Origin of the sequence: Mycolicibacter senuensis (assembly GCF_002101885.1) — a bacterium.
GTDB lineage: Bacteria > Actinomycetota > Actinomycetes > Mycobacteriales > Mycobacteriaceae > Mycobacterium > Mycobacterium senuense.
Genome location: NZ_LQPS01000032.1, coordinates 1 through 25,812, shown reverse-complemented (window position 1 = coordinate 25,812; position 25,812 = coordinate 1). Strand labels below are relative to the sequence as shown.

At 67.3% G+C, this 25,812-nt stretch carries 30 protein-coding genes and 1 pseudogene; 11 read left to right on the top strand and 20 right to left on the bottom strand.

Features of this window, described 5'->3' with window-relative positions; translation table 11 throughout:
* Window positions 1-69 precede the first annotated feature (69 nt).
* Window positions 70-996 (top strand): metal-dependent hydrolase, encoded by a 927-nt coding sequence (locus AWC24_RS08420; protein ID WP_085084047.1) that lies wholly within the window; start codon window positions 70-72, stop codon window positions 994-996.
* Window positions 996-2,147, top strand: coding sequence for a hypothetical protein (locus AWC24_RS08415; protein WP_085083863.1), 1,152 nt, complete (start codon window positions 996-998; stop codon window positions 2,145-2,147). Before AWC24_RS08420 ends, AWC24_RS08415 begins: the two co-directional genes overlap by 1 nt.
* Window positions 2,148-2,159: 12 nt before the next feature.
* On the opposite strand, the gene AWC24_RS08410 is transcribed toward AWC24_RS08415, so the two are convergent.
* The gene (locus tag AWC24_RS08410; protein WP_085083861.1) at window positions 2,160-2,933 is read right to left on the bottom strand and encodes an enoyl-CoA hydratase/isomerase family protein; all 774 of its coding nucleotides are present in this window, start codon (window positions 2,931-2,933) and stop codon (window positions 2,160-2,162) included.
* Window positions 2,934-2,956: 23 nt separating this feature from the next.
* Between AWC24_RS08410 and AWC24_RS08405 the strand changes: the two genes are divergently transcribed.
* Entirely contained in the window at window positions 2,957-3,337 is a 381-nt protein-coding gene (locus tag AWC24_RS08405; protein ID WP_085083859.1) for an NYN domain-containing protein, read from the top strand.
* Window positions 3,338-3,340: 3 nt separating this feature from the next.
* Here the strand turns inward: AWC24_RS08405 and AWC24_RS08400 are convergent, their stop codons facing one another.
* On the bottom strand, window positions 3,341-4,939 hold the full coding sequence (locus AWC24_RS08400; protein WP_085083857.1) for an FAD-binding protein: 1,599 nt from the start codon (window positions 4,937-4,939) through the stop codon (window positions 3,341-3,343).
* Window positions 4,940-5,138: 199 nt separating this feature from the next.
* On the opposite strand from AWC24_RS08400, the gene AWC24_RS08395 reads away from it, so the two are divergent.
* Window positions 5,139-5,984: a lytic transglycosylase domain-containing protein gene (locus tag AWC24_RS08395; RefSeq protein ID WP_109560380.1), complete on the top strand. Its 846-nt coding sequence runs from the start codon at window positions 5,139-5,141 to the stop codon at window positions 5,982-5,984.
* Window positions 5,985-5,988: 4 nt separating this feature from the next.
* On the opposite strand, the gene hslR is transcribed toward AWC24_RS08395, so the two are convergent.
* The 3 genes from hslR to AWC24_RS08380 all read right to left on the bottom strand — a co-directional run bounded on the left by hslR (window position 5,989) and on the right by AWC24_RS08380 (window position 8,079).
* Window positions 5,989-6,354, bottom strand: a complete 366-nt coding sequence (gene hslR, locus AWC24_RS08390) for an Hsp15 family ribosome-associated heat shock protein (protein WP_085083855.1) — start codon at window positions 6,352-6,354, stop codon at window positions 5,989-5,991.
* Between the two features lie 12 nt (window positions 6,355-6,366).
* Entirely contained in the window at window positions 6,367-6,987 is a 621-nt protein-coding gene (locus AWC24_RS08385; protein ID WP_109560372.1) for an FKBP-type peptidyl-prolyl cis-trans isomerase, read from the bottom strand.
* 78 nt (window positions 6,988-7,065) lie between these two features.
* Window positions 7,066-8,079, bottom strand: a complete 1,014-nt coding sequence (locus AWC24_RS08380) for an NADP-dependent oxidoreductase (RefSeq protein ID WP_085084045.1) — start codon at window positions 8,077-8,079, stop codon at window positions 7,066-7,068.
* A 148-nt stretch (window positions 8,080-8,227) separates the two neighbouring features.
* Between AWC24_RS08380 and tpx the strand changes: the two genes are divergently transcribed.
* The gene (gene tpx, locus AWC24_RS08375) at window positions 8,228-8,722 is read left to right on the top strand and encodes a thiol peroxidase (RefSeq protein WP_085083851.1); all 495 of its coding nucleotides are present in this window, start codon (window positions 8,228-8,230) and stop codon (window positions 8,720-8,722) included.
* A 33-nt stretch (window positions 8,723-8,755) separates the two neighbouring features.
* On the opposite strand, the gene AWC24_RS08370 is transcribed toward tpx, so the two are convergent.
* The 7 genes from AWC24_RS08370 to AWC24_RS08340 form a co-directional block, all read right to left on the bottom strand.
* On the bottom strand, window positions 8,756-9,664 hold the full coding sequence (locus AWC24_RS08370) for a cyclopropane mycolic acid synthase family methyltransferase (RefSeq protein WP_085083849.1): 909 nt from the start codon (window positions 9,662-9,664) through the stop codon (window positions 8,756-8,758).
* A 7-nt stretch (window positions 9,665-9,671) separates the two neighbouring features.
* Window positions 9,672-10,535: a cyclopropane mycolic acid synthase family methyltransferase gene (locus AWC24_RS08365; RefSeq protein WP_085083847.1), complete on the bottom strand. Its 864-nt coding sequence runs from the start codon at window positions 10,533-10,535 to the stop codon at window positions 9,672-9,674.
* A 21-nt stretch (window positions 10,536-10,556) separates the two neighbouring features.
* Window positions 10,557-11,810 (bottom strand): 3-oxoacyl-ACP synthase KasB, encoded by a 1,254-nt coding sequence (gene kasB, locus AWC24_RS08360; protein WP_085083845.1) that lies wholly within the window; start codon window positions 11,808-11,810, stop codon window positions 10,557-10,559.
* 28 nt (window positions 11,811-11,838) lie between these two features.
* The gene (locus tag AWC24_RS08355; RefSeq protein ID WP_085083843.1) at window positions 11,839-12,699 is read right to left on the bottom strand and encodes a cyclopropane mycolic acid synthase family methyltransferase; all 861 of its coding nucleotides are present in this window, start codon (window positions 12,697-12,699) and stop codon (window positions 11,839-11,841) included.
* Window positions 12,700-12,720: 21 nt separating this feature from the next.
* Window positions 12,721-13,611, bottom strand: a complete 891-nt coding sequence (locus AWC24_RS08350) for a cyclopropane mycolic acid synthase family methyltransferase (protein ID WP_085083841.1) — start codon at window positions 13,609-13,611, stop codon at window positions 12,721-12,723.
* A 240-nt stretch (window positions 13,612-13,851) separates the two neighbouring features.
* Window positions 13,852-14,502 (bottom strand): maleylpyruvate isomerase family mycothiol-dependent enzyme, encoded by a 651-nt coding sequence (locus tag AWC24_RS08345; RefSeq protein ID WP_163705334.1) that lies wholly within the window; start codon window positions 14,500-14,502, stop codon window positions 13,852-13,854.
* Between the two features lie 21 nt (window positions 14,503-14,523).
* Window positions 14,524-15,087: a TetR/AcrR family transcriptional regulator gene (locus AWC24_RS08340; RefSeq protein WP_085084043.1), complete on the bottom strand. Its 564-nt coding sequence runs from the start codon at window positions 15,085-15,087 to the stop codon at window positions 14,524-14,526.
* Window positions 15,088-15,178: 91 nt separating this feature from the next.
* On the opposite strand from AWC24_RS08340, the gene AWC24_RS08335 reads away from it, so the two are divergent.
* Complete coding sequence (locus AWC24_RS08335) at window positions 15,179-15,622, top strand: DoxX family protein (RefSeq protein WP_085084041.1); 444 nt, start codon at window positions 15,179-15,181, stop codon at window positions 15,620-15,622.
* Window positions 15,623-15,671: 49 nt separating this feature from the next.
* Window positions 15,672-16,688, top strand: a complete 1,017-nt coding sequence (locus AWC24_RS08330) for a TIGR03617 family F420-dependent LLM class oxidoreductase (protein WP_109560371.1) — start codon at window positions 15,672-15,674, stop codon at window positions 16,686-16,688.
* Window positions 16,689-16,698: 10 nt separating this feature from the next.
* On the opposite strand, the gene AWC24_RS08325 is transcribed toward AWC24_RS08330, so the two are convergent.
* From AWC24_RS08325 to AWC24_RS08300, 6 genes are all read right to left on the bottom strand, one after another.
* Complete coding sequence (locus AWC24_RS08325) at window positions 16,699-17,973, bottom strand: APC family permease (protein ID WP_109560379.1); 1,275 nt, start codon at window positions 17,971-17,973, stop codon at window positions 16,699-16,701.
* The gene (locus AWC24_RS08320; protein WP_085083837.1) at window positions 17,970-18,767 is read right to left on the bottom strand and encodes a DUF6498-containing protein; all 798 of its coding nucleotides are present in this window, start codon (window positions 18,765-18,767) and stop codon (window positions 17,970-17,972) included. Before AWC24_RS08320 ends, AWC24_RS08325 begins: the two co-directional genes overlap by 4 nt.
* On the bottom strand, window positions 18,764-19,684 hold the full coding sequence (locus AWC24_RS08315; RefSeq protein WP_085083835.1) for an NAD(P)H-dependent flavin oxidoreductase: 921 nt from the start codon (window positions 19,682-19,684) through the stop codon (window positions 18,764-18,766). Before AWC24_RS08315 ends, AWC24_RS08320 begins: the two co-directional genes overlap by 4 nt.
* 63 nt (window positions 19,685-19,747) lie before the next feature.
* On the bottom strand, window positions 19,748-20,548 hold the full coding sequence (locus tag AWC24_RS08310; protein ID WP_085083833.1) for an alpha/beta fold hydrolase: 801 nt from the start codon (window positions 20,546-20,548) through the stop codon (window positions 19,748-19,750).
* 98 nt (window positions 20,549-20,646) lie between these two features.
* A complete protein-coding gene (locus AWC24_RS08305; RefSeq protein WP_085083831.1) occupies window positions 20,647-21,303 on the bottom strand; it encodes a sterol desaturase family protein in 657 nt (218 codons plus the stop codon).
* On the bottom strand, window positions 21,300-22,022 hold the full coding sequence (locus AWC24_RS08300) for a FadR/GntR family transcriptional regulator (RefSeq protein ID WP_085084035.1): 723 nt from the start codon (window positions 22,020-22,022) through the stop codon (window positions 21,300-21,302). Before AWC24_RS08300 ends, AWC24_RS08305 begins: the two co-directional genes overlap by 4 nt.
* Window positions 22,023-22,179: 157 nt before the next feature.
* Between AWC24_RS08300 and AWC24_RS08295 the strand changes: the two genes are divergently transcribed.
* Window positions 22,180-22,608 carry a cellulose-binding domain-containing protein gene (locus tag AWC24_RS08295; RefSeq protein ID WP_085083829.1) on the top strand — a complete coding sequence of 143 codons (429 nt, stop codon included), beginning with the start codon at window positions 22,180-22,182 and terminating at the stop codon, window positions 22,606-22,608.
* Window positions 22,609-22,632: 24 nt separating this feature from the next.
* On the opposite strand, the pseudogene AWC24_RS23490 reads toward AWC24_RS08295, so the two are convergent.
* Together AWC24_RS23490 and AWC24_RS08285 are read right to left on the bottom strand one after the other, a co-directional pair.
* Window positions 22,633-22,779, bottom strand: a pseudogene (locus AWC24_RS23490) (hypothetical protein); the annotation flags it as partial.
* A gap of 51 nt (window positions 22,780-22,830) precedes the next feature.
* Window positions 22,831-23,313, bottom strand: a complete 483-nt coding sequence (locus AWC24_RS08285) for a MarR family winged helix-turn-helix transcriptional regulator (RefSeq protein ID WP_085083825.1) — start codon at window positions 23,311-23,313, stop codon at window positions 22,831-22,833.
* A gap of 97 nt (window positions 23,314-23,410) precedes the next feature.
* Between AWC24_RS08285 and AWC24_RS08280 the strand changes: the two genes are divergently transcribed.
* The 3 genes from AWC24_RS08280 to AWC24_RS08270 are packed head-to-tail and all read left to right on the top strand — an operon-like array spanning window position 23,411 to window position 25,499.
* Window positions 23,411-24,040 (top strand): NADPH-dependent F420 reductase, encoded by a 630-nt coding sequence (locus AWC24_RS08280; RefSeq protein ID WP_085083823.1) that lies wholly within the window; start codon window positions 23,411-23,413, stop codon window positions 24,038-24,040.
* Window positions 24,041-24,092: 52 nt separating this feature from the next.
* Window positions 24,093-25,037 carry an SDR family oxidoreductase gene (locus AWC24_RS08275; RefSeq protein ID WP_085083821.1) on the top strand — a complete coding sequence of 315 codons (945 nt, stop codon included), beginning with the start codon at window positions 24,093-24,095 and terminating at the stop codon, window positions 25,035-25,037.
* A 36-nt stretch (window positions 25,038-25,073) separates the two neighbouring features.
* On the top strand, window positions 25,074-25,499 hold the full coding sequence (locus tag AWC24_RS08270; RefSeq protein ID WP_085083819.1) for a nuclear transport factor 2 family protein: 426 nt from the start codon (window positions 25,074-25,076) through the stop codon (window positions 25,497-25,499).
* The last annotated feature ends 313 nt before the right edge of the window (window positions 25,500-25,812 follow it).

Below are 25,812 nucleotides of genomic sequence, written 5' to 3'. Positions count from 1 at the left end.
TGACAGCCGGCGAACACCGAACAATCATACGCGAAGACGTTCATTTGTATGTTGATAGTCGAGGTGGCCATGACCGACCTGATCGTGCGTAAGTTGCGATTCGCATTTGCCGATCATCCCGTGCCGTTTCTGTGGAACGAGGTCAACCCGGCGTTCTCGTCGATGGCCAACGCGGTCTCGCTGTTGGCGATCGGCTTCGAGAAGATGATCGGCGGCATGATCAGCGAGGCCATGCCGCTGATCACCGACCCGGCGGTCGCCGCGGAGGCCGACGCGTTCGTCCGCCAGGAGGGCCAGCACTCGATGGCGCACCGCGGCCACGCCAAGGCTCTCATCAAGGCCTATCCGGCCCTCAAGGAGACGGTCGACGAGTGCAACGCGATGTTCGACGCGATGACGGCGGAGACGTCGCTGGCCTACCGACTGGCCTACACCGCCGACCTCGAGGCGACCTTCACCCCGGTCTTCAAGCTGATGCTCGACCACGATGACACGCTGTTCGCCCCCGGCGATGACCGGGTCGCGTCATTGTTCTTGTGGCACTTCGTCGAAGAGGTCGAGCACCGCAGCTCGGCATTGATCATCTACGACCATGTCATCGACGATCCCTGGTACCGGATGCGGATGGCGCCGTCGATCTTCAAGCACGTGATGAGCGTGATCAAGGTGGCCTGCCTGGGATTCAACAAGCACATCCCGCTGGAGGACCGCAAAGTCGACGCGTTGTCGTTGTTCACCACCTACCGGGGAAAGCAGGCCTGGCGGCGCCGCCTCCCGTTCGGCTGGCCGGCCGATCAGGGTCCGGTGATCGACGCCTTCAAGCATCTTCCCAAAGCCGAGTTGCTCACCGCGGTGAACGGTATCGTGCGTAGCCAGTTGCCCAATCACAAACCGGCGCACGAGAAGATCCCTGTCCTGGCCGAGAAGTGGTTCGCCCGCTACGCCGACGGCTACGACGTGACCAAGTGGTACACCGCCGAGGAGAAGAGCGCCTGATGTCTGATCTGTGTGCCCCGACTTTCGAGCGGCTGGCCGAATCGCTGGGCTTCTCCTGCGCGGAGGCCGGCGGGGTGGTGGAGTTCCGCAATCCGCTGCAGCTGGAGAACTGGACACTGCCGGTCCTGGAGATCACCGTCATCATCGGGGCGGTGCTGGCACTGGTCTACGCGATCAACCGGTTCCGGCGCCACGGCGATGCCACCAACCTCACCCTGTGGTTCGGTGCGATCGCCTACCTGCTGATCATCGAGCCCCCGCTGTACTTCCCGGCGGCGTTCGGGATCGCCGAGCATGTCGACACGATGTTTGCGCACAACGTGTTCACCGTCGACTTCCTGTGGGGGCGGCTGCCGCTGTACATCATCGCGATCTATCCGATGATGGCCACCATCGCGTTCGAGATCGTGCGCATTCTGGGGGTCTTCCGCCGCTACGGTGTCGTCGTCGGCGCCGTGTGCGTGGGCTTCGTCCACCACGCCTTCTACGAGATCTTCGATCACCTGGGCCCGCAGCTGCGCTGGTGGGAGTGGTCGGTGGACAACCCGCTGAACCAGCCGATGTTCGCCTCGGTCCCGATGGGCAGCGTGGTGGTCTTCGCGGCGCTGTGGCCGGCGTCGTTGGCGTTCTGCGTGCAGTGGCTCGTGGGGCGCCACGTCGACCAGGGCAGGCGATTCAGCGGGCTGCAGGTGCTCGTGCGCACCGTGGTCGTCGGACTGCTGGCATCGTTGGGGACCGGCATCCTGCCGTTGCCGGCAACGCTACTGGGCGCCGCAACCGACGGCAGATTGTTGGGCATCGCTTATGCCGCAGAGCTTCTCGTTATCGTCGCGGTCGCCGTTCCGGTGCTGGTGGCGCAGTGGCGGCGGATGCGGTTGAACCTGATCGTCGACGGCCGCCACGACAACCCGCTGATGGTGCGCTACGCCGCGGTGTACCTGTCGGTCATGGCGGTGTTGTGGCTGACGGCTCTGCCGGCCTACCTCGGCGCGGTGGGCGGAGTCACCGCCAACGGCGACCCGGTGGGAAGCCTCTGGTACACGATCGGCTGCTTCACGGTGGCCTACCTGTGTGTCGCGGCCGCGGCGACGGTCCCACCGGTGCTGCCCGATGCCGCCGCGCGGGCGACACCGGCGCCCGCCCAGGCCTGATTCAGGCCTGAATCAATGGCCCCGCCAGCGCGGCGGCCGCTGCTCGCGCCAGGCCTGCAGGCCCTCGGCGACGTCCTCGGTGGCTCCGGCGACCTTGCGCATGGTCTCGCCGAATCGGACCGCGTCGATCCAGCTCATGCCGGCGCTGCGCCACGCCACCTCCTTGGTGGCCCGCTGGGCCAGCGGAGCGGCCCTGGTCAGGGTGCGCGCCCAGGACTGCGCCGTCTCCTGCAGGTCTGCCGGGTCGACCACCTTCCAGGCCAGCCCGATCTCGGCGGCCCGCTGCGCGCTCATCGGCTCTCCGGTCAACAGCAACTCCATCGCATTGGCCCAGCCCACCCGCTGCGGCAGCCGGATCGCCCCGACGATGGTGGGCACCCCGAGCCGTACCTCGGGAAAACGGAACACCGCCTCGGTGCTGGCGATGACGAAGTCGCAGAACAACAATCCGGTCAGGCCGTAGCCGACACACGGCCCGTGCACCGCGGCGATGGTCGGCTTGAAAAGCTCCATACCGGACTCGAACGAGTTGATCGTGGGCTTCTCCCAGAACGTGCCGGGGAAGGTGCCGACGGCGCCCTCGGAGTCCTTGAGATCGGCCCCGGCGCAGAACACGTCGCCCTCGGCCGTCAACACTCCTACCCAGGCGTCCTCGTCGGCGCGGAACGCCTCCCAGGCGGCGTTGAGATCGGTGCGCATCGCCCCGTTGATGGCGTTGCGGGCTTCGGGCCGATTCAGCGTGATGGTCGCGACGTGGTCGTTGAGCTCGTAGCTGACCAGATCCATGACTGCACCGTACCGTCGGAGGGGTGCGCTGGATCGTCGACGCGATGAACGTGATCGGTTCCCGCCCGGACGGCTGGTGGAAGGACCGTCACGCGGCGATGGTCCGGCTGACCCGCCAGCTCGAGCAGTGGGCCGTGGCGGAGAACCAGCGGGTCACCGTGGTGTTCGAAAAGCGACCGTCGCCGCCGTTGGATTCACGGGTCATCGAGATCGCCGCGGCGCCGCGAGCCGGCGCCGACTCCGCCGACGACGAGATCGTCCGGCTGGTCCGAGCCGACCTGCGCCCGCACGACATCACCGTGGTGACCTCTGATCGCGCGCTGGTCGAACGGGTCCAAGACGCTGGCGCGAACCTTCACCCCGCCAGGGTATTTCGCGATCTGATCGAGCGTTCGACGGACTAGCGCTCAGCCGGGCCGGTGGCCGGCCGCACTGGCTCCGGCGCGGCGCCCGGCGAACACGCAGTCGGCGATCGACAGCCCGCTGACATAGGACCGCGACGCGACGCCGATCGCGGTGCGGCCCGCGCTGTAGAGCCCGGGGATCGGGCCGCCCTCGGCGTCGACGACCGCGCCGGTGTCCTCGGCCACCCGCACGCCGCCCAGGGTCAGCATCGGCGTGGGCAGCAAGACGTTGGGCCGCACCGAGATGTCCAACAGGGTGAACGGGGCCTTGTCGATGCGGCGGCAGAACTCGGCCGGCTTTCCGGCCGGATCCTGCCTACCGGCGTCGATCGCGTCGTTGTGCGCGTCGACGGTGGCCTGCAGGCCGGCGGGGTCGATCCCGGCGGCCCGGGCGACGTCTGTCAATGTCTTGCCGCGCACCGCGCCGGTGAACATCAGCGCCGCGGCCTGGGCGCGCTGAAACCACAGGGTCTGGGTCAGCAACTGGCGCCGGGCCTCGGCCATGAGCGCGGCGTCGGCCAGGATCCAGCCCTTGCTGCCATGGTTCTTCACCATCGCCTGGCCGAGTGCCGCACCGTAACGGGTCTCGTCGATCACCCGGTCGCCCTTCTCATCGACCACGATCGAGGAGATGAACGCGCTCGGCGGGGTGATGAACCGCCACGCCGAGACATTGTCCATCCGGTCCGGCACGCCGCCGACGCTGGCCGCCAGGGCGATGCCGCTGCCGTCGTCACCGCTGGTGCCCAGCGGCAGGCCGCCGTTGAATTCCGGGGCGTAGCGCTTGCGCCACTCGGTGTTGGCGATGAAACCGCCTGCGCAGATGATCACCCCGCGGCGCGCACGGATCTCCATCGGCCGGGCGTAACGGCGCTCCAGCGTCCGCAACCGACGCTCCATCGCGGTGCGCAGCGGTGGGTAGTAGACGCCGGGCTTCGACGAGATCGCGGCCAGCCGGGCGTAACGCCGCTGGATGCGCCGCGGCGCCTGGCCCATGGTCATGGCCCGCACCCCGGTCACCCGTCCCGAGGAGTCCTGCAGCAGCTCGGTGACGGCGGTGTGCGGGCGGAAGTCCACACCGAGCTTGCAGGCCGAATCGGCCAGCGGCGCATAGATCTTCTTCCCCGAGGTGCCTTTGCCGTAGGCGCGGTGCCCGCGCTGCACCGGCGGCGTCACCGCACGGGAGACGCCGGCGTTCTCGCTGCCGGAGTGATACAGGTAGTAGCGGTCGTTGGGAAACGACGTCTTGTAGGGGCACAGGCCCGGGTTGAACGGAACCCCGTGGCGCTGCAGCCAGTCGATCATCTCCGGGCTGGTGTCGACGAAGCGCCGCAGGGTCTCCGGACTGACCGCGTCACCGACCTCCAGGCGCAGATAGTCCAGCATCTGCTCGGCGGTGTCTTGCACGCCGGCGGCTTTTTGGACCGATGTCCCCGCTCCGGCATAGATGATGCCCCCGGAGATCGCCGTGGCGCCGCCGCCGTTGGCGCGGTCGACCGCGATGACTTCGGCACCGTGTTCGCGGGCGGTGATCGCGGCGGCGGTGCCGGCGGCGCCGAAACCGACGATGACGACGTCGGTGGTCACACTGGTGGCGGTCACGCGATCTCCCTTGACGACCTGAGCTGACAAGCCCCCAATGTAACAGTCGATAGTCGGCTGTCCGCAGAGGTGACCAGCGGCGATGACGTCGCCAGAGGTTGAAAGCGAAACATGTTCTAACCTGGCCTGACCTGCGTCGACCGCTCCGGTTGGCCGACATTGCGCGGTTTGGGCCGGATCAGCAGCGAAGATGAACGGCATGGCTGTTCGGTTGTGGCGCTGTTTTGTGACCCTGCTCCTGGCATTGGGCTGCCTGCCGGCGACGGTGGTGCAGGCCGGTGCGGCGCCGGGCGCCGATCCGGTCGCCCTGGTGGCCGACTTGGTCGCCGCCGACCAGACGTTGCGCACGCCGTCGGCTCCCGAGCAGGTCCTGGCCGCCGCGGCACGACGTCAGCAGGTCGCCTACCGCACGCTCGGCGCGCATCCCGAGTGGGACGCGGTCGCCCGCCCTCGGGTCCCACCGGCGCTGCTCGCGGTCTATGACCGCAACATCGACGCCCGGCGGGCACTCATGGCGCTCACCGATCCGAAAGAGACCATGCCGCCCTGGCGGGTGGTGCCGCCGGTACCGGCGAACGAATTGGTGGCCGCCTACCGCGCCGCCGAGGCGGCATCCGGCGTGCCGTGGAACTACCTGGCCGCGATCAACTTCGTCGAGACCGGCTTCGGCCGGATCAACGGAGTCAGCGACGACGCGGCCCAGGGCCCGATGCAGTTCCTGCCCTCGACATTCGCGGCGTACGGCAACGGGGGAGACATCCACTCACCGCGCGATGCCATCATGGCCGCCGGTCGACTGTTGGCCGCCAACGGGTTCGCCACCAATCGGGACAAGGCGATCTGGGGCTACAACCACTCCGACCACTACGTGCGGGCGGTCAACGACTACGCCGCGGTGATCGGGGGAGACCCCGCCGGGTTCGCCGGCTACTACCGCTGGGACACCTACTACCGCACCACCGCCGGGGATCTGTTGCTGCCGATCGGCTATGCCTCGAGCACCCGGATCCCGGTCGGGGAGTACTTGGCGGCGCACCCGCAGTGACGCGTCAGCGCAGCTGGGCCCGCCACTTGTCCAGCACCCGACGGTCGCGTTTGGTGGGCCGTCCAGCACCCCGGTCCCGCGCGGCCACCGGCGCAGCAGCAGCCGGTGGCGGCGGCGGCGTGCGATCCAGGTAGCAGGTCACCGCGTCGGCCGCCCCGACCCGCTTCTGGATCGGGCGCACCACCTCGACGGTGCGGGTGCGGTCGCCCAGCCGGGCGCACACCACGTCGCCGGGCGAGACCATGGTCGCCGGTTTGGCCGGCCGATTGTTGACCCGCACATGCCCGCCACGGCAGGCCGCGGCGGCGTCCGGCCGGGTCTTGGTCACCCGCACCGCCCACAGCCACCGATCCACCCGGGCCGATTCCATGGGTCCTGCGGCTCAGCGCGCCTTGAGAATCTTGATCGCGAAGACCAGGGTGTCGCCGGGCAGGATGCCCGCGGCCGGCTGGCCCTCGGGGTAGCCGTCGGCGGGCACCATCGCGACCGCCACCGTCGACCCGACCTTCTGCCCGGCAATGGCCTTCTGGAAGCCCGGCACCACCCGGTCGAGACCGAATTCCACCGGCTCGCCCCGCTCATAGCTGCTGTCGAACACCGATCCGTCGCGGCCGTTGACGCCCACGTAGCAGACCGAGACGGTCGCACTGTCGGCGACGACCGGCCCGTCGCCGGCCTGCAGCGTCTGCACCTGCGTCTGGGTGACCTTGAACGGGGCCTGCACGGCGACCCGCGGTGCCGCGGTGTCGGTGGAGCCGGTCACCGCGACGCTGCCGCTCGCCCCGGGCAGCGTCCAGTCGGCAGCGCCGCCCTCGGCCGGCGCCGAGGACGGGCAGACCGACGGCGACAGGTTGGTCGGCGCCACGAACAGATCCGTGACCGATGAGGTGGATGCCGAAGAGGTGTTGCTGTCGGAGCCGCCGCAAGCGGTCAGCGCCATCCCCAGGCAGAGGGCGCCGGCAGCGACGAAGTAGGGCGCACGAAAAGAATTCACCTGCACCACGCTACAGCCCGGCCCGGCCGCACCCGGGCAACCACCTGCCGGAAGCTGCGCCCGACTCCGTCGCGCTTGCGATCGCCGCTAGCCGGCGACCTTCACCACGAGCTTGCCGACGTTCTTGCCGTCGAACAGCATGTTGATCGCGGTCGGCAGCTGCTCGAAGCCCTCGACGACGGTCTCGAGCGGTGCGAGTCTGCCCGCGGAGATCAACTCGGCGATCTCGCTGTTCGCCTCGGGCGCACGACGAAAGTGATCGAGCACGATGAAGCCCTGCAGGGTTGCCCGCTGGATGAGCAGGTTCCCGAACGCGCGCGGACCGGGCGGCGGGTTGGTCGCGTTGTAACCGGAGATCAGCCCGCAGAGTGCGACTCGGGCGCCGACGTTGATGCGCGCGAAGATCGCATCCATGATGTCGCCGCCGACGTTCTCGAAGTCGACGTCGATGCCGTCGGGGGTCGCGGCGGCAAGCCGGGCGGCCCAGTCGTCGGCGCGGTAGTCCACCGCCGCGTCGAAACCGAGCTGGTCGGTCAGCAGCGCGCACTTCTGCGGGCCGCCGGCGATCCCGACGACACGCGCGCCGTCGGCCTTGGCCAGCTGACCGGCGACCGAACCGACCGCGCCTGCCGCGGCCGAGACGACGACGGTCTCGCCGGGCTTGGGTCTGCCGATCTCGCGGATTCCGATCCATGCGGTGAGACCGGTCATCCCGAGCGCGCCCAGGTACGTGCTCGGCGAGACACCGTCCGCGACGTCGACCGGGAACAACGGCATGGCGTCCGAGACGACCAGATACTCCTGCCAGCCGGTAATGCCCTGCACGATCTGGCCGACCGGATAATTCGGATTGTTCGACGCGACGACTTCGCCGAGTCCGCCGGCGCGCATGACCTCGCCGATGCCGACCGGCGGCAGGTACGACGGGGTGTCGTTGATCCACATGCGGTTGGTGGGGTCCAGGGAGATCCAATTGACCCGCACCAACGCCTCGCCGTCGCCGATCGCCGGCACCGCCTGTTCGCTGAGTCCGAAGGTGTCCGGGCCGATGCGGCCGGTGGGACGTTCGCGGAGCAGAAAACGACGGTTTCGATCGGCCATGAGCGCACGGTACCGGATGCGATTGACACTGGCAATGGCCATAAAACAGCTGTTGGACAACGGTTTTGGAAGGGTCTCCAGCGGCGATCCGAGAGCTGATCGGCAGCGGGCTTCCGCTGGGCGGGCGGCAACTGGCAGACTACTGGGCGTGGCACAGATAACTTTGCGTGGAAATCCAGTGACGACTGCCGGAGAACTACCCGCGGTGGGGGATGCGGCGCCCGCATTCTCGCTGACCGGAACGGACCTCGGCGCGGTCGAGAGTGCTCAGTTCGGCGGCAAGCCGCTCTTGCTGAACATCTTCCCGTCGATCGACACCCCGGTGTGTGCGACGAGCGTGCGGACGTTCAACGAACGCGCGGCCGCAAGCGGTCTTACCGTGGTGTGCGTGTCCAACGATCTGCCGTTCGCGCAGAAGCGCTTCTGCGGCACGGAGGGCATCGAGAACGTGACGTCGGGCTCGGCCTTCCGGTCCGACTTCGGCGGTGACTACGGGGTGACCATCGCAGACGGTCCGATGGCTGGCCTGCTTGCGCGTGCCGTGGTGGTCATCGACGCCGACGGCAAGGTCGCCTACACCGAACTGGTGCCGGAGATCGCCAGCGAGCCCGACTACGAGGCGGCCATCGCGGCACTGGGCTGATCGGCTCACCCCCGCTCGCCCGGGGACCCGGGCTCACCGTGCCGTGGTCGATTCGGCCTCGGGTTTGTGGTAGCTGACCAGGCTGACATCGAGCATCTCGTCGGCGAAGTAGTGCTGGCAACCGCGCAGGTACTTCATGTAGCGCTGGTAGACCTCTTCGGACTGGATCGCGATGGCCTTGTCCCGGTGGGCTTCCAGCGCGTCACCCCAGATCTGCAGTGTCTTGATGTAGTGCGGCCGCAAGGAGACGGCTTCCGGGACGACGAACCCGGCCTTCTCGCCGTGCTGAACCATCATCTCGGTGGTGGGCAGCCGGCCGCCGGGGAAGATCTCGGTGACCATGAACTTGATGAAGCGCGCGGTCTCGAAAGTGAGCTTCTTGCCGCGGGCGTTGAGGTCGTAGGGGTGGTAACTGACGCTGCTCTGGATCGCCATTCGGCCGTCGGCGGGCAGGATGTCGAAACACCTGGCGAAGAACTCGTTGTAGCGGTCGTGCCCGAAGTGCTCGAACGCCTCGATGGAGACGATGCGATCGACCGGCTTGCTGAATTGCTCCCAGCCATGCAATAGAACCTGACGGTCGCGACCGGAGTCCGCGCCGTCGATCAGCTGCTGCGCGTAGGCGCGCTGGTTCTTCGACAACGTCAGGCCGATGACGTTGACGTCATATTTCTCCAGGGCGCGCTTCATCGTGGTGCCCCAGCCGCAACCGATGTCGAGCAGCGTCATGCCGGGCAACAGGTTCAGCTTGTCGAGGTTGAGGTCGACCTTGGCCAGCTGGGCCTCCTCCAGCGTGGAACCCGGATCTTCGAAGTAGGCGCAGCTGTAGGTGCGGGTGCGGTCCTGGAACAGGCCGAAGAAGTCGTCGGACAGGTCGTAGTGGGCCTGGACGTCCTCGAAATGCGGCCGCATTTGCTCGGCGCCGGCGGATGCGTCGGTCATATCGGTCCTATTTCTGCAGGGTGAACTGGTTGACGTCGATGTAGCCATCGCGGAATCCGTTGGCGCAGCCGGTCAGGTAATGCATGTAGCGGTCGTAGACCTCCTGGGACTGGATCGCGATGGCCTCCTCGCGGTGGCTTTCCAGCGAGCCCGACCAGAATTCGAGGGTTCGGACGTAGTGCTGCTGCAGGGATTGGCGGCGGGTCAGCGCGAAGCCGGCGGCCGCGGAGTGGTCTTCGACCATCTCGATGGTGGGCAGCCGCCCGCCCGGGAAGATCTCGGTGGCGATGAACTTGATGAAGCGGGCCATCGCGAACGTCAACGGCAGACCGCGTTCCCTCATCTGCGGAACCGTCAGACCGGAGATGGTGTGCAGCAGCATCACCCCTTGCGGTGGCAGAACCTGGTAGGCCATGGCGAAGAAGTCGTCGTAGCGGTCATGGCCGAAGTGCTCGAACGCGCCGATGGAGACGATCCGGTCGACCGGTTCGTCAAAGCATTCCCAGCCCTCCAACAGGACCTGGCGGCTGCGGGAGGTGTCCATCGTGTCAAGGGATGCCTGGGCGTGCACGGCCTGGTTCTTGCTCAAGGTCAGGCCGATGACGTTGACGTCGTACTTCTCGACGGCGCGACGCATGGTCGCGCCCCAACCGCAACCGATGTCGAGCAGCGTCATCCCCGGTTGCAGTCCGAGTTTGCCCAGCGACAGATCGATCTTGGCGAGCTGGGCCTGTTCGAGCGTCATGTCGTCGCGTTCGAAGTAGGCGCAGCTGTAGGTCTGACTGGGATCGAGGAACAGCCGGAAGAACTCATCGGACAAGTCGTAGTGGGCCTGTACGTCGTCGAAATGCGGTTCGAGATCCTTGGGCATGACGCAGCTGCTTTCTGGTTTCTAGTAGGTGCCGAAGGCCAGGGCCACGTTGTGACCGCCGAACCCGAACGAATTGCTGATGGCGTAGCGGTAGTCGCCTAGCCGCGGTTGGTCGGCAACCACGTCCAGATCGATTTCCGGGTCGAGGTGGTGCAGGTTGAGCGTGGGCGGGATGACCCCGTCGCGTAGCGCCAGCACGGTCAGGATCGCCTCGACGGCGCCGACCGCGCCGACTGAATGGCCCAGCGCGGATTTCGGTGCGTAGACGGCCGGTTGGTGGCTGCCCATCGCATTGTGGATGGCCTGGGCCTCGGCCAGATCACCGATCCGGGTCCCGGTCGCGTGGGCGTTGATGTGCTCGATGTCAGACGGCGCCAGCCCGGCGAGTTCGATGGCCCGGGTCATGGCGTAGCCGGCCCGCTCCCCGGACGGATCGGGCGCCACGATGTGGTAGCCGTCGGAGGTGATCGCCGCGCCCATCAGCCGGGCCAGGATGGTGGCGCCGCGCGCTTTGGCGTGCTGTTCGGTTTCGATGACCATCAGCGCGGCGCCCTCACCGAACACGAAGCCGTTGCGGTCGCGGTCGAAGGGGCGGCAGGCACCGGCCGGGTCGTCGTTGGTCGTCGACAACACGATGCGCATGGCGGCGAATCCGGCGATCGGTACCGCCTCGATCTTGGTCTCCACCCCGCCGCAGATGGCGATGTCGGCCTCGTCGTAGACGATGTCACGCCAGGCCTGGGCGATGGCCTCGGCGCCGGAGGCGCACGCCGAGACCGGGGTCAGCACTCCGGCCTTGGCGCCTCGCTCGAGCCCGACGGCGGCGGCCGCGGCATTGGGCATGTACTTCTGAACTCCCAACGGCGACACACCTTTCATGCCGCGCTCGACCATGCCTTGATAGCCCCAGACCAGTTCTTCCGGCGAGCCCATGCCGGTGCCGATCGACACCATCAGCCGACGGGTGTCGACCTCGGGGGATCCGGCGTTGGACCAGACCCGTCGGCCCAGCACGGTGGACATCTTCTGCAGATACGACAACCGGTGCAGTTCCTTGCGAGTCAGTTCGTGGTCGAACTCTTCGAGCAGGTGTCCGCCGATGCGCACCGGGAGGTTGTACTGCTCGACGAACGGATCGTCGAGTCGGCGAATGCCGCTTTGACCGTCCAGCAACTTCTTCCAGGTGTCGTCCACGTCGGGGGCCAGTGCCGTCGTCATGGCGACGCCGGTGATGACCACATCCGGGAATCCGTTGCCCGTCGAGAACCTGGCCATGGTCGCTATCCGATTTCCTGGCGATCGATCACTTGGCGAGGGTGAACTGGCCGACGTTGCTGATGCCGCGGCGGAACAGGTCCGCGCAGCCGGTGAGGTACCGCAGGTAGCGCTGGTAGACCGCTTCGGATTGCAGCGCGATCGCGCGTTCGCGGTTGGCCGACAGGTTGGCCGCCCAGATCTGCAGCGTCCGCACGTAATGCTCGGGCAGGAACTCGACGTGCTCGAGGCGGAAGCCCGCGGCCTTCGAGTAGTCATAGATGTCGTCGAGACCCGCCATCTGGCCGCCGGGAAAGATCTCCTTGCCCAGGAACCGGACGAACCGCAGATCGTCCATGGTGATTCGGATGCCGTGCTCTCGCCAGTAGGTCTGCGGATAGGTGAAGATACTGTGCAGCAACAGTCGACCGTCCCGGGGCAACAATGCGTGGGCGCGTTCGAAGAATACGGCGTAGCGGGACTTCTTGAACGCGTCGAACGCCTCCACGGTGACGATGCGGTCGACGTGTTCATCGAACTCCTCCCAGCCCTGCAGGCGGGCCTCGACGTGACGTTTTGTCGGCAACCTCGCCAAGGTGGCGGCGCTGTAGGCGCAGTGGTTGCGGCTCAGCGTGATGCCGATGACGTTGACGTCGAACATGGTCACGGCGCGTACCAGTCCCGCGCCCCAGCCGCAGCCGATGTCGAGCACGGTCATGCCGGGTTCCAGGTTCAATTTGCGCAACGCCAGATCGTATTTGGCGTTCTGCGCCTCTTCCAGGCTCATGTCGTCGCGCTCGAAGTAGGCACAGGTATAGGCCATGCTCGGGTCCAAGAACAACGAGAAGAACTCATCCGAGATGTCGTAAGCCGCCTGGGACTCTTCGTAGTACGGCTTCAGATCGGTCATCGTCGTCACCTCCGGGTTCCCTTACCTGGTCGGCTTCGCCATGGTGAATTGGCAGACGTCGGTGTAGCCGTCGCGGAAGAGTTCCCGGCAGCCGGTCAGGTACTTCATGAAGGTGTCGTACATCTGCTCACCTTTGAGCGCGATCGCTTCGCCCTGGTGGGCTTCGAGAGCCTTCGCCCAGGTGTCCAGTGTGCGAACGTAATTCGAGCCGATCATGTGGTGACGGGTGATCTCGAAGCCACACCGGGTGGCGTGTTCGTCGACCACGGAGATCATCGGCAGCCGACCGCCCGGATAGATCTCCTTGCGGATGAAGCTGATGAAGCGCATCAGCGACATCGTGCGCTTGAGCCCCATCTGCTCGGCTTCCGCTTCGGAAGGCACCACGATCGAATGCAGCAGCATCACCCCGTCAGCGGGCAGCGCCTGATAACACATCGTGAAGAAGTCGTCGTAGCGTTCGTAGGTGCCCACGCCGTCGGCGAAATGCTCGAAGGCGCCCAGTGACACGATGCGATCCACCGGTTCGTCGAACTGTTCCCAACCCTGTAACCGCACCTGCTTGGACCGCGGGCTGTCCATCTCGGCGAACTTGCGTTCGCAATGGGCTACCTGGTTTTCGCTCAGCGTCAGCCCGATCACGTTGACGTCGTACTTCTCGATGGCGCGCCGCATCGTGGAGCCCCATCCCGAGCCGATGTCGAGCAGCGTCATCCCCGGCTGCAGCCCCAGCTTTCCCAACGCCAGATCCACTTTCGCCAACTGCGCCTGTTCCAGCGTCATGTCGTCGCGCTCGAAGTAGGCGCAGCTGTAGGTCATCGAGGGATCCAGCCACAGCCGGAAGAACTCGTTGGACCGGTCGTAGTGCGATTGGACGTGCGCGACATCCGGCTTGAGTTCGGTGTCGGTCATGAGCTTTCCCCCGCTCGGTGGTTCGCCGCTGCCAGGCCGTCGAGGACCGACGCGTGAGCGCAACGCTGAGCCCACCCGTACGCGCTGCACAACGGTCAGCGGTCTCAGCTCGGCGGGAGTGCCTATTGAGAACCGAGGCGCGCTGCCGCGCAGGTTTCCCCGGCGAATGGCACCCCAAACACGGATTCGAGGATTCTTTCGCGGCCGTAAACCGCTGCCAGCGGCAAACGGCGGCCGATGTCAGACCCGGGCCCGGAACGCGCGAAGCGTCTGTACCGGGGGGCCGGCACCGGTCATGGTCACAGCTCCCGGCGTTGGGCGCCCGGCGAGCCAGCGCACCAGGTTCTCGGCGGTCCCGTAGACCGTGACCTCCGGAGCCGACCGGGGACCGGTGGAGGACCGAACGGTGCCGTCGGCGGTGGCGATGGTGACCCGCACAGCGGCCGGCAGCGACTTGCGTTGATGGTGCAGCAGCAACGGGATGATCGTGCCCAGGCTCGCCGGCGCCGCATGGGCGGTCCCGGCGGTGCGGTGGAGATCGTCGTGGTGGGTCCAGTACTCGAACAATGTCAGCGGCGCCACCCGCGGCCGCAGCAGCAATCGTGGCACCGGGAGCCGCAACCGGTCGATCAGGGACGGGAAACCGTGTCGGCGCTCGAGGCGAATCGCATTGTCGACCAAGGTCGGCGGGCCCGCCACCGCGACGCCGCGCACCACCAGCGACCGTGCGATGAACGTCGTCAGGCCGGCAAGGCGTTCCTCGGCCACCAGGTGCGCCGCCAGATCCAGCGCGGTCCACTGACCGCACCCGGTCGGCGCCGATGCGCCGGCAGCCAGCAACGACGCCGCAAGTGCGGCCCGTTCGGCTGCGATGTCGGCGGTGATCGTCACGACATACAGTCTGGACCCGAGCTAGCCGTCGAACAGCATGCGGGCGATGCGTTCGACGGTGCGCATCGGATCGGTGGCCTTCACCGCCGGGTCGACGGCGTCGTTGAGCCACAATGTCGAGAAACCGTGTACCAGCGACCATGCCGCCAGCTCGGCGCCGGCCGGGTCATCGCGCGCGTGCGGGTCGGCCAGACCGGCCACGCCGCGGGACAACTCCGCGGCCGCCGCCGTCTCGGCTGCGGTCAGAGCGGGATCTGCGGTGTCGAGCAGCGACTTGTCGAACATCACCTGGTAGTGGCCCGGATGCGCAAGGGCGAATCGCACGTAGGCCAGGGCCGCGTCGACGAACCGTGGCCGAGCCGCGGTGAGTGCGTCGCCCAGCAGCTGAAAACCTTCGGCGGCCAACGCGGTGAACAGGCCCCGCCGGTCGGTGAAGTGATGCGCCGGGGCGGCATGTGACACCCCCGCGGCCCGCGCCAGTTCCCGCAGCGAGACCCGGTCGGCACCCTGTTCGGCCACCATGCGGGCGGCCTCGGACAGGATCGCAGTGCGTAGATCGCCGTGGTGATACCTCGAGCGGGCCATGGCGGCCAGCATACCCGCAGTCTTGACAACGACTAGATACGACTCGTAGTCTCGGCCAGTAACTTGTCAACGTCTAGATCGGAGGGTGGTCATGGCGCCATTGGTCGCACTGCTGGTCGGCAGCGGCATCGCCCGGATCGCCGGCTGGTGCGGTATCGACTACGTCGACGGCTGGCCCCGCGCCATTGCCGTCGGGCTGGCGGCGATGTTCGTGCTCACCGGGGCGGCGCACTTCGCACCGCCGCTGCGACGTGACCTGATCGCGATCGTTCCGCCGGCGCTGCCCGCCCCGGGCCTGCTGGTGAGCGTGACCGGTGTGCTGGAACTCGCCGGCGCGGTGGGTCTGCTGATCCCGGCCACCCGGGGCGCCGCCGCAGTCGGTCTCCTGCTGCTGATGCTGGCGATGTTCCCGGCCAACATCTACGCAGCCCGGATGCCGGCTCCGCCCGCATCGATGACGACGCGGCTGTCGGTGCGCACCGCCGCGGAGATCGTGTTCCTGGCCGCGGCCGCGGTGGTCGCCGTCGCCGGTTAGCCGCCCGGTCTGAGACCGGCTGCGCCCACGGCCCCAGTAAGATCGCACCGTGCAGACTGACGTCATGACCGTGCCCCAGCCCTTGGGAAAGGTCGGCGCATTGGCCCGGCGCGCCCAGACTGCGGGCTTTGCGGGCCTGCTGTTCACCGAAGCCGGTCGTACCGCATATCTCAACGCCGCCATGGCATCTCAGGCCGCTCCCGGCCTGGAGCTCTCGACCGGGGTCGCGGTTGCCTTTCCGCGCAGCCCGTTCGTCACGGCGGCAACGGCCTGGGAGTTGCAGGAGGCGACCGCCGGGAAGTTTCGACTCGGTCTGGGAACCCAGGTTCGCACCCATGTCGTGCGGCGCTACGGCACCGCGTTCGACCGTCCCGGCCCACGGCTGCGGGACTACGTGCTCGCCGTGAAGGCGTGCTTCGACGCATTCCGGACCGGGAAGTTGGACCATCACGGACCGTTCTACAACCTCGATTTCATCACGCCGCAGTGGAGTCCCGGCCCCATCGAGGTGCCCGATCCCAAAGTCGATATCGCGGCGGTGAATCCCTGGATGCTGCGCATGGCAGGCGAAGTGGCCGACGGTGTGCACGTCCATCCGCTCGGCGAACCCGGCTACCTCACCCGCCATGTCGTGCCCAAGGTGGCCGAAGGCGCCCGGAAGGCGGGGCGCTCACCGTCGGGCATCGCCATCATCGTGCCCGCGATGACGATCGTCGGTGACACCGACGAAGAGCGGCACAAGGAACGGGAGTTGGTGCGCGCCAGCATGAGTTTCTACGGCAGCACCCCGAACTACGCGTTCATCTGGGACGAGGCCGGCTTCGAGGGCACCACCGCCCGGCTCCGGGAAAAGCAGAAGGCGGGCGACTTCGCCGGCATGGCGGCACAGATCACCGACGAGCACCTGACCACCTTTGCGACCGAGTCGACCTGGGATGAATTGGCCGACAAGCTGATCGACAAGTATGCGGCGGTGGCGAACCGGCTGGTCTTGTACAACGCTCTCGGTGATCCCGAACGCTTTGAGCGGTACGGCCAGGTAGCGCGCCGGATCTCGGGCGGGTAGTCCCGAGGTGTCACCGGGCGGGTGTGGTGTGTCGCCGACGGCGGGTGCGTCGGGCCCGCCGTAGCCCGTATACCGCTGTGCCGCTTCCGATCACCGCGATCCCGGTGGCCACCGATGACCATGGCAGCGCGAACGCCAAGGCCACGCAGCCCACGAACCCGAGAACCGGGAACAGCCGAGCCGGGCGCCCTTCGTCGGGGCGCAGTGTCAACGCTGATGCGTTCGCGACCGCGTAGTAGATCAACACGCCGAACGACGAGAAGCCGATCGCATCGCGCAGATCCACGATGGCTGCCAACACGGCCACCACCACACAGATCAACAGCTCGGCCCGGTGCGGCACCTGAAAGCGCGGGTGCACCGCGGCCAGTACGTGCGGCAGGTGGCGATCGCGCGCCATGGCCAACGCGGTGCGAGACACCCCCAACAACAGCGCCAGCAGCGAGCCCAGCGCCGCCACCGCCGCGCCCAGCTGCACCACGGGAACCAGCCGACTCGCCCCTGCGGCCTGCACCGCCTCCGTCAACGGTGATACCGCTTCCGCCAGTCGCGACGGCCCCAGTACCGCCAGTACGGCTACCGCCACGATCGCGTAGACCGCCAATGTAAGGCCCAAGGCGAGCGGGATGGCGCGGGGGATGACACGAGCGGGCTCGCGAACCTCCTCTCCGAGCGTGGCGATGCGCGCATACCCGGCGAACGCGAAGAACAGCAGCCCCGCCGACTGCAGCACCCCACCCACCGTCACCTCGGTCAGATCCAGGCGCGGCACCGCGGTCGGCCCGGCGCGTAGCGAAGTGACCACCACGGCGGCCAGCACCGCGATCACGACGGCGACGATCACCCGGGTGAGCCGGGCTGACCGCTGCACCCCGGTGTAGTTCAGCGCCGTCAAGGCGAGCACCGCCGTCACGGCGACCGCATGACTGTGCGCCGGCCACACATAGACCCCGACGGTCAACGCCATCGCCGCGCACGAGGCCGTCTTGCCCACCACGAACGCCCATCCCGCCAGATAACCCCAGAAATCACCGAGGCGCTCGCGCCCGTAGAGGTAGCTGCCGCCCGAGGCCGGGTAGCGCGCCGCCAACCGCGCCGACGACGTCGCGTTGCAGTAGGCCACCGACGCGGCCACCGCCAGCCCGATCAACAGCCCGGCCCCGGCCGCCCGGGCGGCCGGGCCCAGCGTGACGAAGATCCCGGCGCCGATCATGGAGCCCAGGCCGATGACGACGGCATCGCCGGTGCCGAGTCGGCGTGCCAGGGCCTGGTTCTGGCTCATCATCGCGGCGTCCGCCACGGCTGCTCGTTGCGCCGTCGCCGATCCCGCTCGCGGGCCTGATCCTGGACCCAGAAATCCTCGAAGCGTTCTCCCGGATGCACGTTCGGCATGCGATCCATCAGGTTGCCCAGCCAGCGCGGCGGTCGTTCCGGTTCCCACTGCGGAATAACGGCGCTGAGCGCAGCCAGGGTTTTGAACACGACGAAGACCCCGAACAGGGCGCTCGGAGCGTCGGTGGCCGCGATCCCGGCGAAGCCGAGCAACAACGTCAGATGCACGACCATCACCCGACCCAGTCCGACGTTGGCGGCGCATTCGAGGTCACGGAACGACCATCGGCGTAGATCGACCAGATCCAGGACGAAATCCACTGTCAGAAACAGCAACACGTACAGGCACCCCCACCCCACGCTGCGCCAGTCGAGGCCGATCAGCTGAAGCTCGGGTGCCCGGTTGTGCGTCAGCACCGCGAGAACGGTCCCGAGAAAGATCCCGTGGGCGCCGCAGAAGGCCAGGCTGACTAGTGCGAAGCCCGATAGGAAGGACGAAGTCGTCGGGCCGCCGGTTCCCGGACCTCGATAGCGGAAGTGACCGGATTTGGGGGAGAGTCGTTGGTGCACAGCGATACGAGCCATCACCAACAGGCAGATCGCGACGTTCTCGAACCAGTACACCACCAGGGTCGTGGCGCCGGACCAATGCCGTCCGAACCAGCCGAAGGCGGGCACGGCGACCACTCCGAGTGCAGTGAACAGCTGAACTCGTGAGAACGCGGCGCGCGAACCCGCAGCGGTCATGGTCGGGCCCGCGGACGGGCCTGGTCCAGCACGGCTTCGATCTCGTCCCAGGTCCGGCGAATGATCTCGGCCACCGGCAGCAGTTCGACGATCCGGGACGACACCTGGCCGGTGTTGGCGACACTGGCCTCCATATCGCCGTCGAAGTACAGCTCGGTGATCTGCCCCAGCAACTGAGCATCGGGGTCGTGGGCGGCGACGCGGGCCGCCAGCCCGGTCCGCAAGACCCGCATCGTCGGGTTGCCCGGAATATCGAGAAGCACTGTGCCGGAGTCGGTCGCGGCGACGATGGCGTCTTTGAAATTGGTGTGCACCGCCGCCTCGTGGCTGGCGAGCATCCGGGTGCCCATCTGCACGCCCTCGGCGCCCAACACCAGTGACGCCGCCGCCGAGCGCGCATCGCAGATGCCGCCCGCGGCTATGATCGGCAGCTCGACATTCTCGGAAACCAGTGGCAGCAGCACCATCGTTGAGGCGCCCAGCAGTGACTTGAACCCGCCGCCCTCGACACCCTCGACCACCAGCGCGTCGACACCGGCGTCGGCGGCCTTCCGCGCGCCCTTGAGCGAGCCGACAACATGCACCACCGTCATCCCGGCATCGTGCAGCCGTGTGGTGAACAACGCGGGATCGCCCGCCGAGGTGAACACCTGGCGCACGCCGGCCTTCGCCAACGTGTTCACGATCGAGGGGTCCTTCTTCCAGCCCTGGATCATCAGGTTCGCCGCCACCGGTTTGTCGGTGAGCTCACGCACCCGCTGCAGGTCCGCGCGTCCCTCGGGTGTCAGGGTTTCGATCACGCCCAGCCCGCCCGCCTCGGACACCGCGGCAGCGAGTTCGGCGCGGGCGATGTAGGTCATCGGCGCCTGGATGACGGGGTAGTCGACTCCGAGCAAGGACTGAATGCGGTTGGCCACGGCTCATTCAAGCACTCGCGGCGCGCCGTGACGCCGCCATAGCGGGGCCCCGGTTCGGAGGTCTTAGGAGGCTTCGGCCTGTCGGCCCGGGGCGCTGCCCTCGAGCAGTACGCGTGCGACGAGTTCGGGATCGTCGGCCATCGGCACATGACCGCACCCCGACAGCCGGATGTGGCGCGCCTGGGGGAGTCGCCGCTCGGCGATCCGCGCCTGATAGGGCAGCAGGATCCGGTCGCGTGCCGCCCAGGCGACGGTCACCGGGATGTCCGCCGGGATCTCGCGGTGGAACACCTCGGCGGCCGGGAAGATCTTCTTCATCGCGGGAACGGCCCGCCGCATGCCGTTGAGGTCCGCCACGAACTCGTCGGCGGGAATCCGGTCGGGGTGGGCCGACACCACTGCACCCATCATTCGCCGGGCCCGCGCCGACCGCGCCAGCGTCGGCACCACGGGCGCCACCACCCGGGCGCTGGTGGTCAGACACCAGAAGACGAACCGGACGTAGGCGAAATCGAGGGCGTTGTGCCAGTACGCCGCCGGGGACAGCACGGTCGCGCTCGCGACCAGCTCATCTGCGGCGGCCTCCAGCGCGATCCGGCCGCCGAGGGAATTCCCGGCGATGTGCGGGCGATCCAGGCCCAGCTGATCCAGCAGCGCGACGAGCTCGGTACGCAAGGATCCCTGTACGTCGCCGTCGCGGACCACCAGGTCGTGGGACTCGCCGTGGCCGGGCAGGTCGAAGAGCACCACGGTGCGGTGGTCGGTCAGGTGCTCGAGCACCGGATACCACGCCTGCCTGCGGTGGGTGATTCCGTGGACCAGCACCAGCGGCGCGCCGGTGCCATGGACCTCGTACTTCAGCATGTCGGTGCTCCTCTGCGGCCGTCGGCGATTTCGACGTGAGGCAACCGTAGCGTTCCCGCGGTGCCCGGGTTCGCGGGTTGTGCGGGGTGACTCGCGGATCAGCGGGCCGCGCCGTGCAGATTCTTGGCGGTCGGCGATGTCGGTACCGTCGACTGCTCGGGATAGGTGCCGAGCAGCCGATCGGCGGTGCCGGTGGTGGTGATGGTGAACCAGTAGTTCTCGTTTTTGAAGTGGTGCTGTCGGTGGTTACGCCAAATCGACCGGTAGGCACTGGTTTTCGGCTTGTAGTCGGTGTGGATGAGGTAATGGGTCCACTCATAGACCACTCCGAGGCCGGTCAGCACGACCACCGATGTCAGGCCGAGTCCGAGCCGGTTGGAGACGAGCATGGGCACGGTGACCGCGGTCGGGATCAACCAGAGCAGTGTCTGCCGGGGTATGAAGATGAGCTCGATCCGCCGCGGGTCACGGTGATGCTCACGATGTTTGCGCGCCAGCAACGGATCCAGGGTGAGGCGGCCGGCCGAGCGGGGCCGCCAATGCAGGATGCCGACATGGATGAGCCACTCGAACACCGGAAAAGCGACGATCATCAGCGCGGGCAGCACGGCGTCGGTGAGTTGCCAGTCGCCGACGGCGATCCGGGCGGTCAGCGCCGCGATGAACGTCAGTGCCAGGCACCACGGGGAGGGGTGACGCCAGAACTCCCGGCCCGCATCGGCCAGGCTGAGGCCGCTTCGCATCGGCGTCGTCATCGCTGTTCGTCCAAGCCGGACAGGGCGGTGAGCAAGGCGTCGGTGGCCGGTTCGAGTAGTTCGATCGCGGCGCTCCGGGCGCCCGCCGGGTCGCCGGCGGCGATCGCTTGCGCCACCTGCCGGTAGGGCTCTGGGCGACTGACCTCGAGGGCCATCACGGTGGCAAGGGCTTCCAGGGCCGGTTCGTAGCTGGCACGCAGCGTGTTGAACATCAGCCGGAAGACGATGGAGTCGGCGGCGTCGACGACGTGGTCCCAGAACGTCAGCGCCGCACGCTGACGCTGCACCGGATCCGCGTCGGCGGCCAGCGCAGCCGCGGCGCCGTCGAGCACCGCGGCGGCCTGCGGGCCGCTGCGTTCGGCCGCCAGTTCGGCGACTTTGGGTCCGTTGTGCAGCCGGGCCTCCAGGATGCTGCGCACCACCGCCAGATCCAGCTCGTCACCGCGTACCAGCAGGCGGGGCAGCAGGTCCAAGCCGGCGTGACGGCGGTAGTCGCGCACCGTCGTCGCGTCGCCGTGCCGGATTTCGACGAGTCCGGCGGCGTTGAGCCGGCTGAGCGCCTCGCGAACCGCCGGCCGCGACACGCCCAGCACCTCGGCGAGCCGGCGCTCATTGGGCAGCACCTCGCCGGGTGCCATCTCGCCGCTGAGCACCTCGGACATGATCTGCTCGAAGACGTGTTCGGGAATCGACCGTCGAGTCACCTGTCGCAGGGCCATGAACCCAAACTGCCGGATCATTGGCCAGAGGTCAAGTGGTCAGACCAGCCCGGTGATCGGGCGTAGATTTCATCACGATTTCGGTTGAGATAACGAACGGCAGCGTCGCCGTGCTGCGACGGCCGAAATCGCCCGGTCGGGTCTACGGTCTGCTGCTATGGGCCGACTGGACAGGTGCGCGAAGCGCCTACGTATCGCGCTTCGCGTCGGCGTGTCGGCGCTGATGGTGGTCATCCTCGGCCTGGCCACCACCGCGGTGGCTCATGCGGCGGCGGCCAGCGCGACACTGTCGGTGACCTCGACGTGGCAGACCGGTTTCATCGCGCGCTTCGTCATCACCAACAGGAGCGCGGCGCCGCTCACCGATTGGCGGCTCGAATTCGACATGCCGGCGGGGCAGTCCATCTCGCACAGCTGGAGCAGCAGCTTTGCGCGTTCCGGTACGCACTTTGTCCTCAGTCCGGTGAATTGGAATCGCATCATCGCGCCGGGCGGTTCGGCCACCGGTGGGTTCAGGGGCGTGCTGACCGGTCCGTACTCACCGCCGGTGAACTGTGTGCTCAACAGACAATATCTGTGCAGTTGATATCGCGGGTGACGGCCGGATCAGGTCCCGTCGGTAACCGGAGACGATCTCCACGATGCGCCCATCAATGGCATTGCGTTGCCCGGCCAACTCCGACAACTCCTCAAACAGCACATCAAGGCGCTGGCACGGACCCAATTGCGTGCCGCCGGCAGATGCGGTCGAGGACATGACATCAGCATTGCAGGGGGTCTGACATTGATTGGCCGCCATCGGCAGGAGTTATGAAGGCTCCGCGTCGATGGCGGAGTCGCGGTGTGTGGCCAGGTGGTGCAGGATTCGTTCGTTGAGGGTGGCGAGCGTATCGAGCTCAGCCGGGGTGAACAGGTCGACGAAGTTCCCGCGGACGTCCTGGACGTGTCCGGGGGCGGCCTTCTCGATCGCGGCGCGGCCGGCCGGCAGCAGACAGACCATGGTGCTGCGGGCGTCGTCGGGGTTGGTCTCGCGGCCGATCAGCCCGTCTTTCTGCATGCGCCGCACCTGATGGGAGAGGCGGCTCTTCTCCCAGCCCAGGGTCTGGCTCAACTGGCGGGCGGACATGCGGTCTCCGTCGAGAGCCGAGAGCGCCGCCAGGACCGAGTAGTCGGCCCCGGACAGGCCGGCCTCCAGCAAGCGCCGGCTCAAGTGGGCTTCGATCTGTTGGTTGGCGTTTATGAAGGCTCGCCAGGCGCGGCTTTCACGTGGGTTCAGCCAGTTCGGTGCCATCCACAGATGCTACCCCAAATTGGTTGACGCATCATCCAAAACAGATCTAAGGTTGAGGAGTCAACCTTTTCATTCATCGACCAAGACGGGATATCTCATGAACAGCATCAGCATCATCGGCCTGGGGAACATGGCCGGCGCACTGGCCGACCGGGCGCTCGCCGGCGGCAACGAAGTCGAGATCATCGGCCGCGACCCGGTCAAAACCAAGGAATTGGCCGCCGCGCTCGGCGCCACCGCCGGGACGGCCGAGACCGCCCCGGCTGGCGATATCGTCATCCTGGCCGTGCCGTACGCCAGCGCAGCAGCGGTGGTCAGCGAGTACGGGAATGCTTTGCGCGGCAAGGTCGTCGTCGACATCACCAACCCCGTCACCCCCGATTTGACGGGCTTTGTCACCCCCGAAGGCAGTTCCGGCGCGCAGGAGATCGCCAAAGCTGCCCCCGCCGGCGCGCATGTCGTCAAGGCATTCAACACCCTGTTCGCCAACGTTGTGGCGGACAGCCCGGCCCACGGTCGCCCGGCGGACGTGTTCATCGCCGGCGACGACGCGTCGGCCAAGGCGCGAGTATCGGACTTCATCGAGAGCCTGGGACTGCGTCCGCTGGACGCCGGGCCGCTGTCGATGGCGCGGGCACTCGAGAATGTCGGCCTGCTGGAGCTAAGCCTTCTCAACCACTCCATCAAGCACACCGACTTCTTCGTCGGCGCCAACGTTCTCAGCTGAGCGACCGCTCGAGAACAACCACCCTTGCACCTCCATTGAAAAGGACAGTCACATGCGCATTTTCGTCGCCGGCGGGACCGGCCACTCCGGTTCGTACATCATCCCCGAACTCGTCGCCGCCGGGCACGAGGTCACCGGCCTGGCCCGGTCGGACACGGCAGCCGCGGCCATGACCGCGCTCGGCGCGAAAGTGCGCCGCGGCAGCCTTGAAGATCTCGACGGGCTCAAGGAGGAGGCCGCGAGCTCCGACGGGGTGATCCACGTCGCGCACCGCCAAGACCTGCTTCCGTCCGGCGGGATCGACGCCGTGACCGCCGCGGAAGTACCGGTCATGCTCGCCTACGGCGAGGCGCTCGCGGGAACGGGGAAGCCACTGGTCGCGGCGGGCAGCATGGCCTCGCCCGGTAACCTGGGGCGTCCGGCCACCGAGGCGGACCCCGCCCTGCCCAGTGGGGACGAGTACCGGGGCACCCTGCGGTTCCGCAATGCTGTGGAACTCGCCGTAATCGGCCTCGCCGAGCGGGGAGTGCGGTCTTCGATCGTGCGATTGCCCACCGTCGCGCACAGCACGACCGATCGTGCCGGTTTCCTTCCGGGGCTGATCGCGCTCGCGAAAGAGAAGGGCATCGTCGGCTACCCCGGCGACGGCGAGAACCTCTGGGGCGCAGTGCATATCCGCGACGTCGCCAGCCTGTTCCGCCTGGCGATGGAAAAGGGGCCGGCCGGCAGCTACTGGCACGCGGTGGAAGACGGGGGTATCCCGTTCCGGGAGATTGCTGAGGCCATCGGCGGCCGTCTGGGCCTGCCCGTCGTGAGCATTCCGGTGGATGAACTGATGCTGCCGGGATACTTCGGCATGTTCACGAACCTGGTCACACTGAACCTTCCGGCCTCCAACCTCGTTACGCGCCGAACGCTCGGCTGGGAACCCACTCAACCCAGTCTGCTCGCCGATCTGGACAACGGGAACTACTTCCCCGGCCGGCTGACGGCTTAGCCGCGCGCCCGACCACACCTAGTCCCAGGAGGGCTGATGATCACGTTCGCCCCGCACCGCGAAACCTTGGAGCACTTCGTCGACTGCATTCATGGCGGCGCCGACAAAGACACCCTCACAAGTCTGCTCGCCGAGGACGTGGTGATCTACAGCCCGTTCGGCGGTGAGCCGGTCACCGGCCGCGAGGTGGCGGTGGAGACCATAAAGATCGTGAACGGACTCGCATCCGACGACAGTTACCTGGAGGTGCTCAGCGGCGATACCCACCACGCCGCACATTTCCGGCTGCAAGTCGGAGATGCTGCGGTCAACGGCATATTCTTCGTCCTGCCCGACGCGGACGGCAAGATCGCCGAGGTGAGAATCTTCTACCGCACAATGCCAGATGGTGTTGCGCTGCAACGAAACCTGGCGGATGCAATCGGTATGCAGCCCTGGGAGTTGCGCACGACCGGGCAGTGACCGCCAAGCCCGTCAGACCGTCCGACGATTGCCCCATGTGGTGATTGCCTGGCCAGCGACGTCGATGGTTCGTAGTAGAACGTGCTGAGCGTGCTGGCGTTCAGTCTTATTCGGCTGGTCGCCGTGGCGGCGACCGTCCACAGCAGCATCGGATCGAGGTAGCGGGTCATCTGCGGCGGGTACGGCTGCTCTTTGCCCGAATAGATGGACTGCATGTGCACCGGCGTGACGAGTCGATCTCCGACCCACAGCGTGTCATAACCAAGGTCGGTCTCGTTCGGAGTGCAGGCCGGCGGTCTGGGTGGGTGGGTGG

What these genes read in the sequence shown, in the direction of transcription:
- AWC24_RS08420 (WP_085084047.1), top strand. Translation starts at nt 70, where the DNA reads ATGACCGACCTGATCGTGCGTAAGTTGCGATTCGCATTTGCCGATCAT.
- AWC24_RS08415 (WP_085083863.1), top strand. Translation starts at nt 996, where the DNA reads ATGTCTGATCTGTGTGCCCCGACTTTCGAGCGGCTGGCCGAATCGCTG.
- AWC24_RS08410 (WP_085083861.1), bottom strand. Translation starts at nt 2,933, where the DNA reads ATGGATCTGGTCAGCTACGAGCTCAACGACCACGTCGCGACCATCACG.
- AWC24_RS08395 (WP_109560380.1), top strand. Translation starts at nt 5,139, where the DNA reads ATGGCTGTTCGGTTGTGGCGCTGTTTTGTGACCCTGCTCCTGGCATTG.
- hslR (WP_085083855.1), bottom strand. Translation starts at nt 6,354, where the DNA reads ATGGAATCGGCCCGGGTGGATCGGTGGCTGTGGGCGGTGCGGGTGACC.
- AWC24_RS08380 (WP_085084045.1), bottom strand. Translation starts at nt 8,079, where the DNA reads ATGGCCGATCGAAACCGTCGTTTTCTGCTCCGCGAACGTCCCACCGGC.
- AWC24_RS08370 (WP_085083849.1), bottom strand. Translation starts at nt 9,664, where the DNA reads ATGACCGACGCATCCGCCGGCGCCGAGCAAATGCGGCCGCATTTCGAG.
- AWC24_RS08365 (WP_085083847.1), bottom strand. Translation starts at nt 10,535, where the DNA reads ATGCCCAAGGATCTCGAACCGCATTTCGACGACGTACAGGCCCACTAC.
- kasB (WP_085083845.1), bottom strand. Translation starts at nt 11,810, where the DNA reads ATGGCCAGGTTCTCGACGGGCAACGGATTCCCGGATGTGGTCATCACC.
- AWC24_RS08355 (WP_085083843.1), bottom strand. Translation starts at nt 12,699, where the DNA reads ATGACCGATCTGAAGCCGTACTACGAAGAGTCCCAGGCGGCTTACGAC.
- AWC24_RS08350 (WP_085083841.1), bottom strand. Translation starts at nt 13,611, where the DNA reads ATGACCGACACCGAACTCAAGCCGGATGTCGCGCACGTCCAATCGCAC.
- AWC24_RS08340 (WP_085084043.1), bottom strand. Translation starts at nt 15,087, where the DNA reads ATGGCCCGCTCGAGGTATCACCACGGCGATCTACGCACTGCGATCCTG.
- AWC24_RS08335 (WP_085084041.1), top strand. Translation starts at nt 15,179, where the DNA reads ATGGCGCCATTGGTCGCACTGCTGGTCGGCAGCGGCATCGCCCGGATC.
- AWC24_RS08325 (WP_109560379.1), bottom strand. Translation starts at nt 17,973, where the DNA reads ATGATGAGCCAGAACCAGGCCCTGGCACGCCGACTCGGCACCGGCGAT.
- AWC24_RS08320 (WP_085083837.1), bottom strand. Translation starts at nt 18,767, where the DNA reads ATGACCGCTGCGGGTTCGCGCGCCGCGTTCTCACGAGTTCAGCTGTTC.
- AWC24_RS08310 (WP_085083833.1), bottom strand. Translation starts at nt 20,548, where the DNA reads ATGCTGAAGTACGAGGTCCATGGCACCGGCGCGCCGCTGGTGCTGGTC.
- AWC24_RS08305 (WP_085083831.1), bottom strand. Translation starts at nt 21,303, where the DNA reads ATGACGACGCCGATGCGAAGCGGCCTCAGCCTGGCCGATGCGGGCCGG.
- AWC24_RS08300 (WP_085084035.1), bottom strand. Translation starts at nt 22,022, where the DNA reads ATGGCCCTGCGACAGGTGACTCGACGGTCGATTCCCGAACACGTCTTC.
- AWC24_RS08295 (WP_085083829.1), top strand. Translation starts at nt 22,180, where the DNA reads ATGGGCCGACTGGACAGGTGCGCGAAGCGCCTACGTATCGCGCTTCGC.
- AWC24_RS08285 (WP_085083825.1), bottom strand. Translation starts at nt 23,313, where the DNA reads ATGGCACCGAACTGGCTGAACCCACGTGAAAGCCGCGCCTGGCGAGCC.
- AWC24_RS08280 (WP_085083823.1), top strand. Translation starts at nt 23,411, where the DNA reads ATGAACAGCATCAGCATCATCGGCCTGGGGAACATGGCCGGCGCACTG.
- AWC24_RS08275 (WP_085083821.1), top strand. Translation starts at nt 24,093, where the DNA reads ATGCGCATTTTCGTCGCCGGCGGGACCGGCCACTCCGGTTCGTACATC.
- AWC24_RS08270 (WP_085083819.1), top strand. Translation starts at nt 25,074, where the DNA reads ATGATCACGTTCGCCCCGCACCGCGAAACCTTGGAGCACTTCGTCGAC.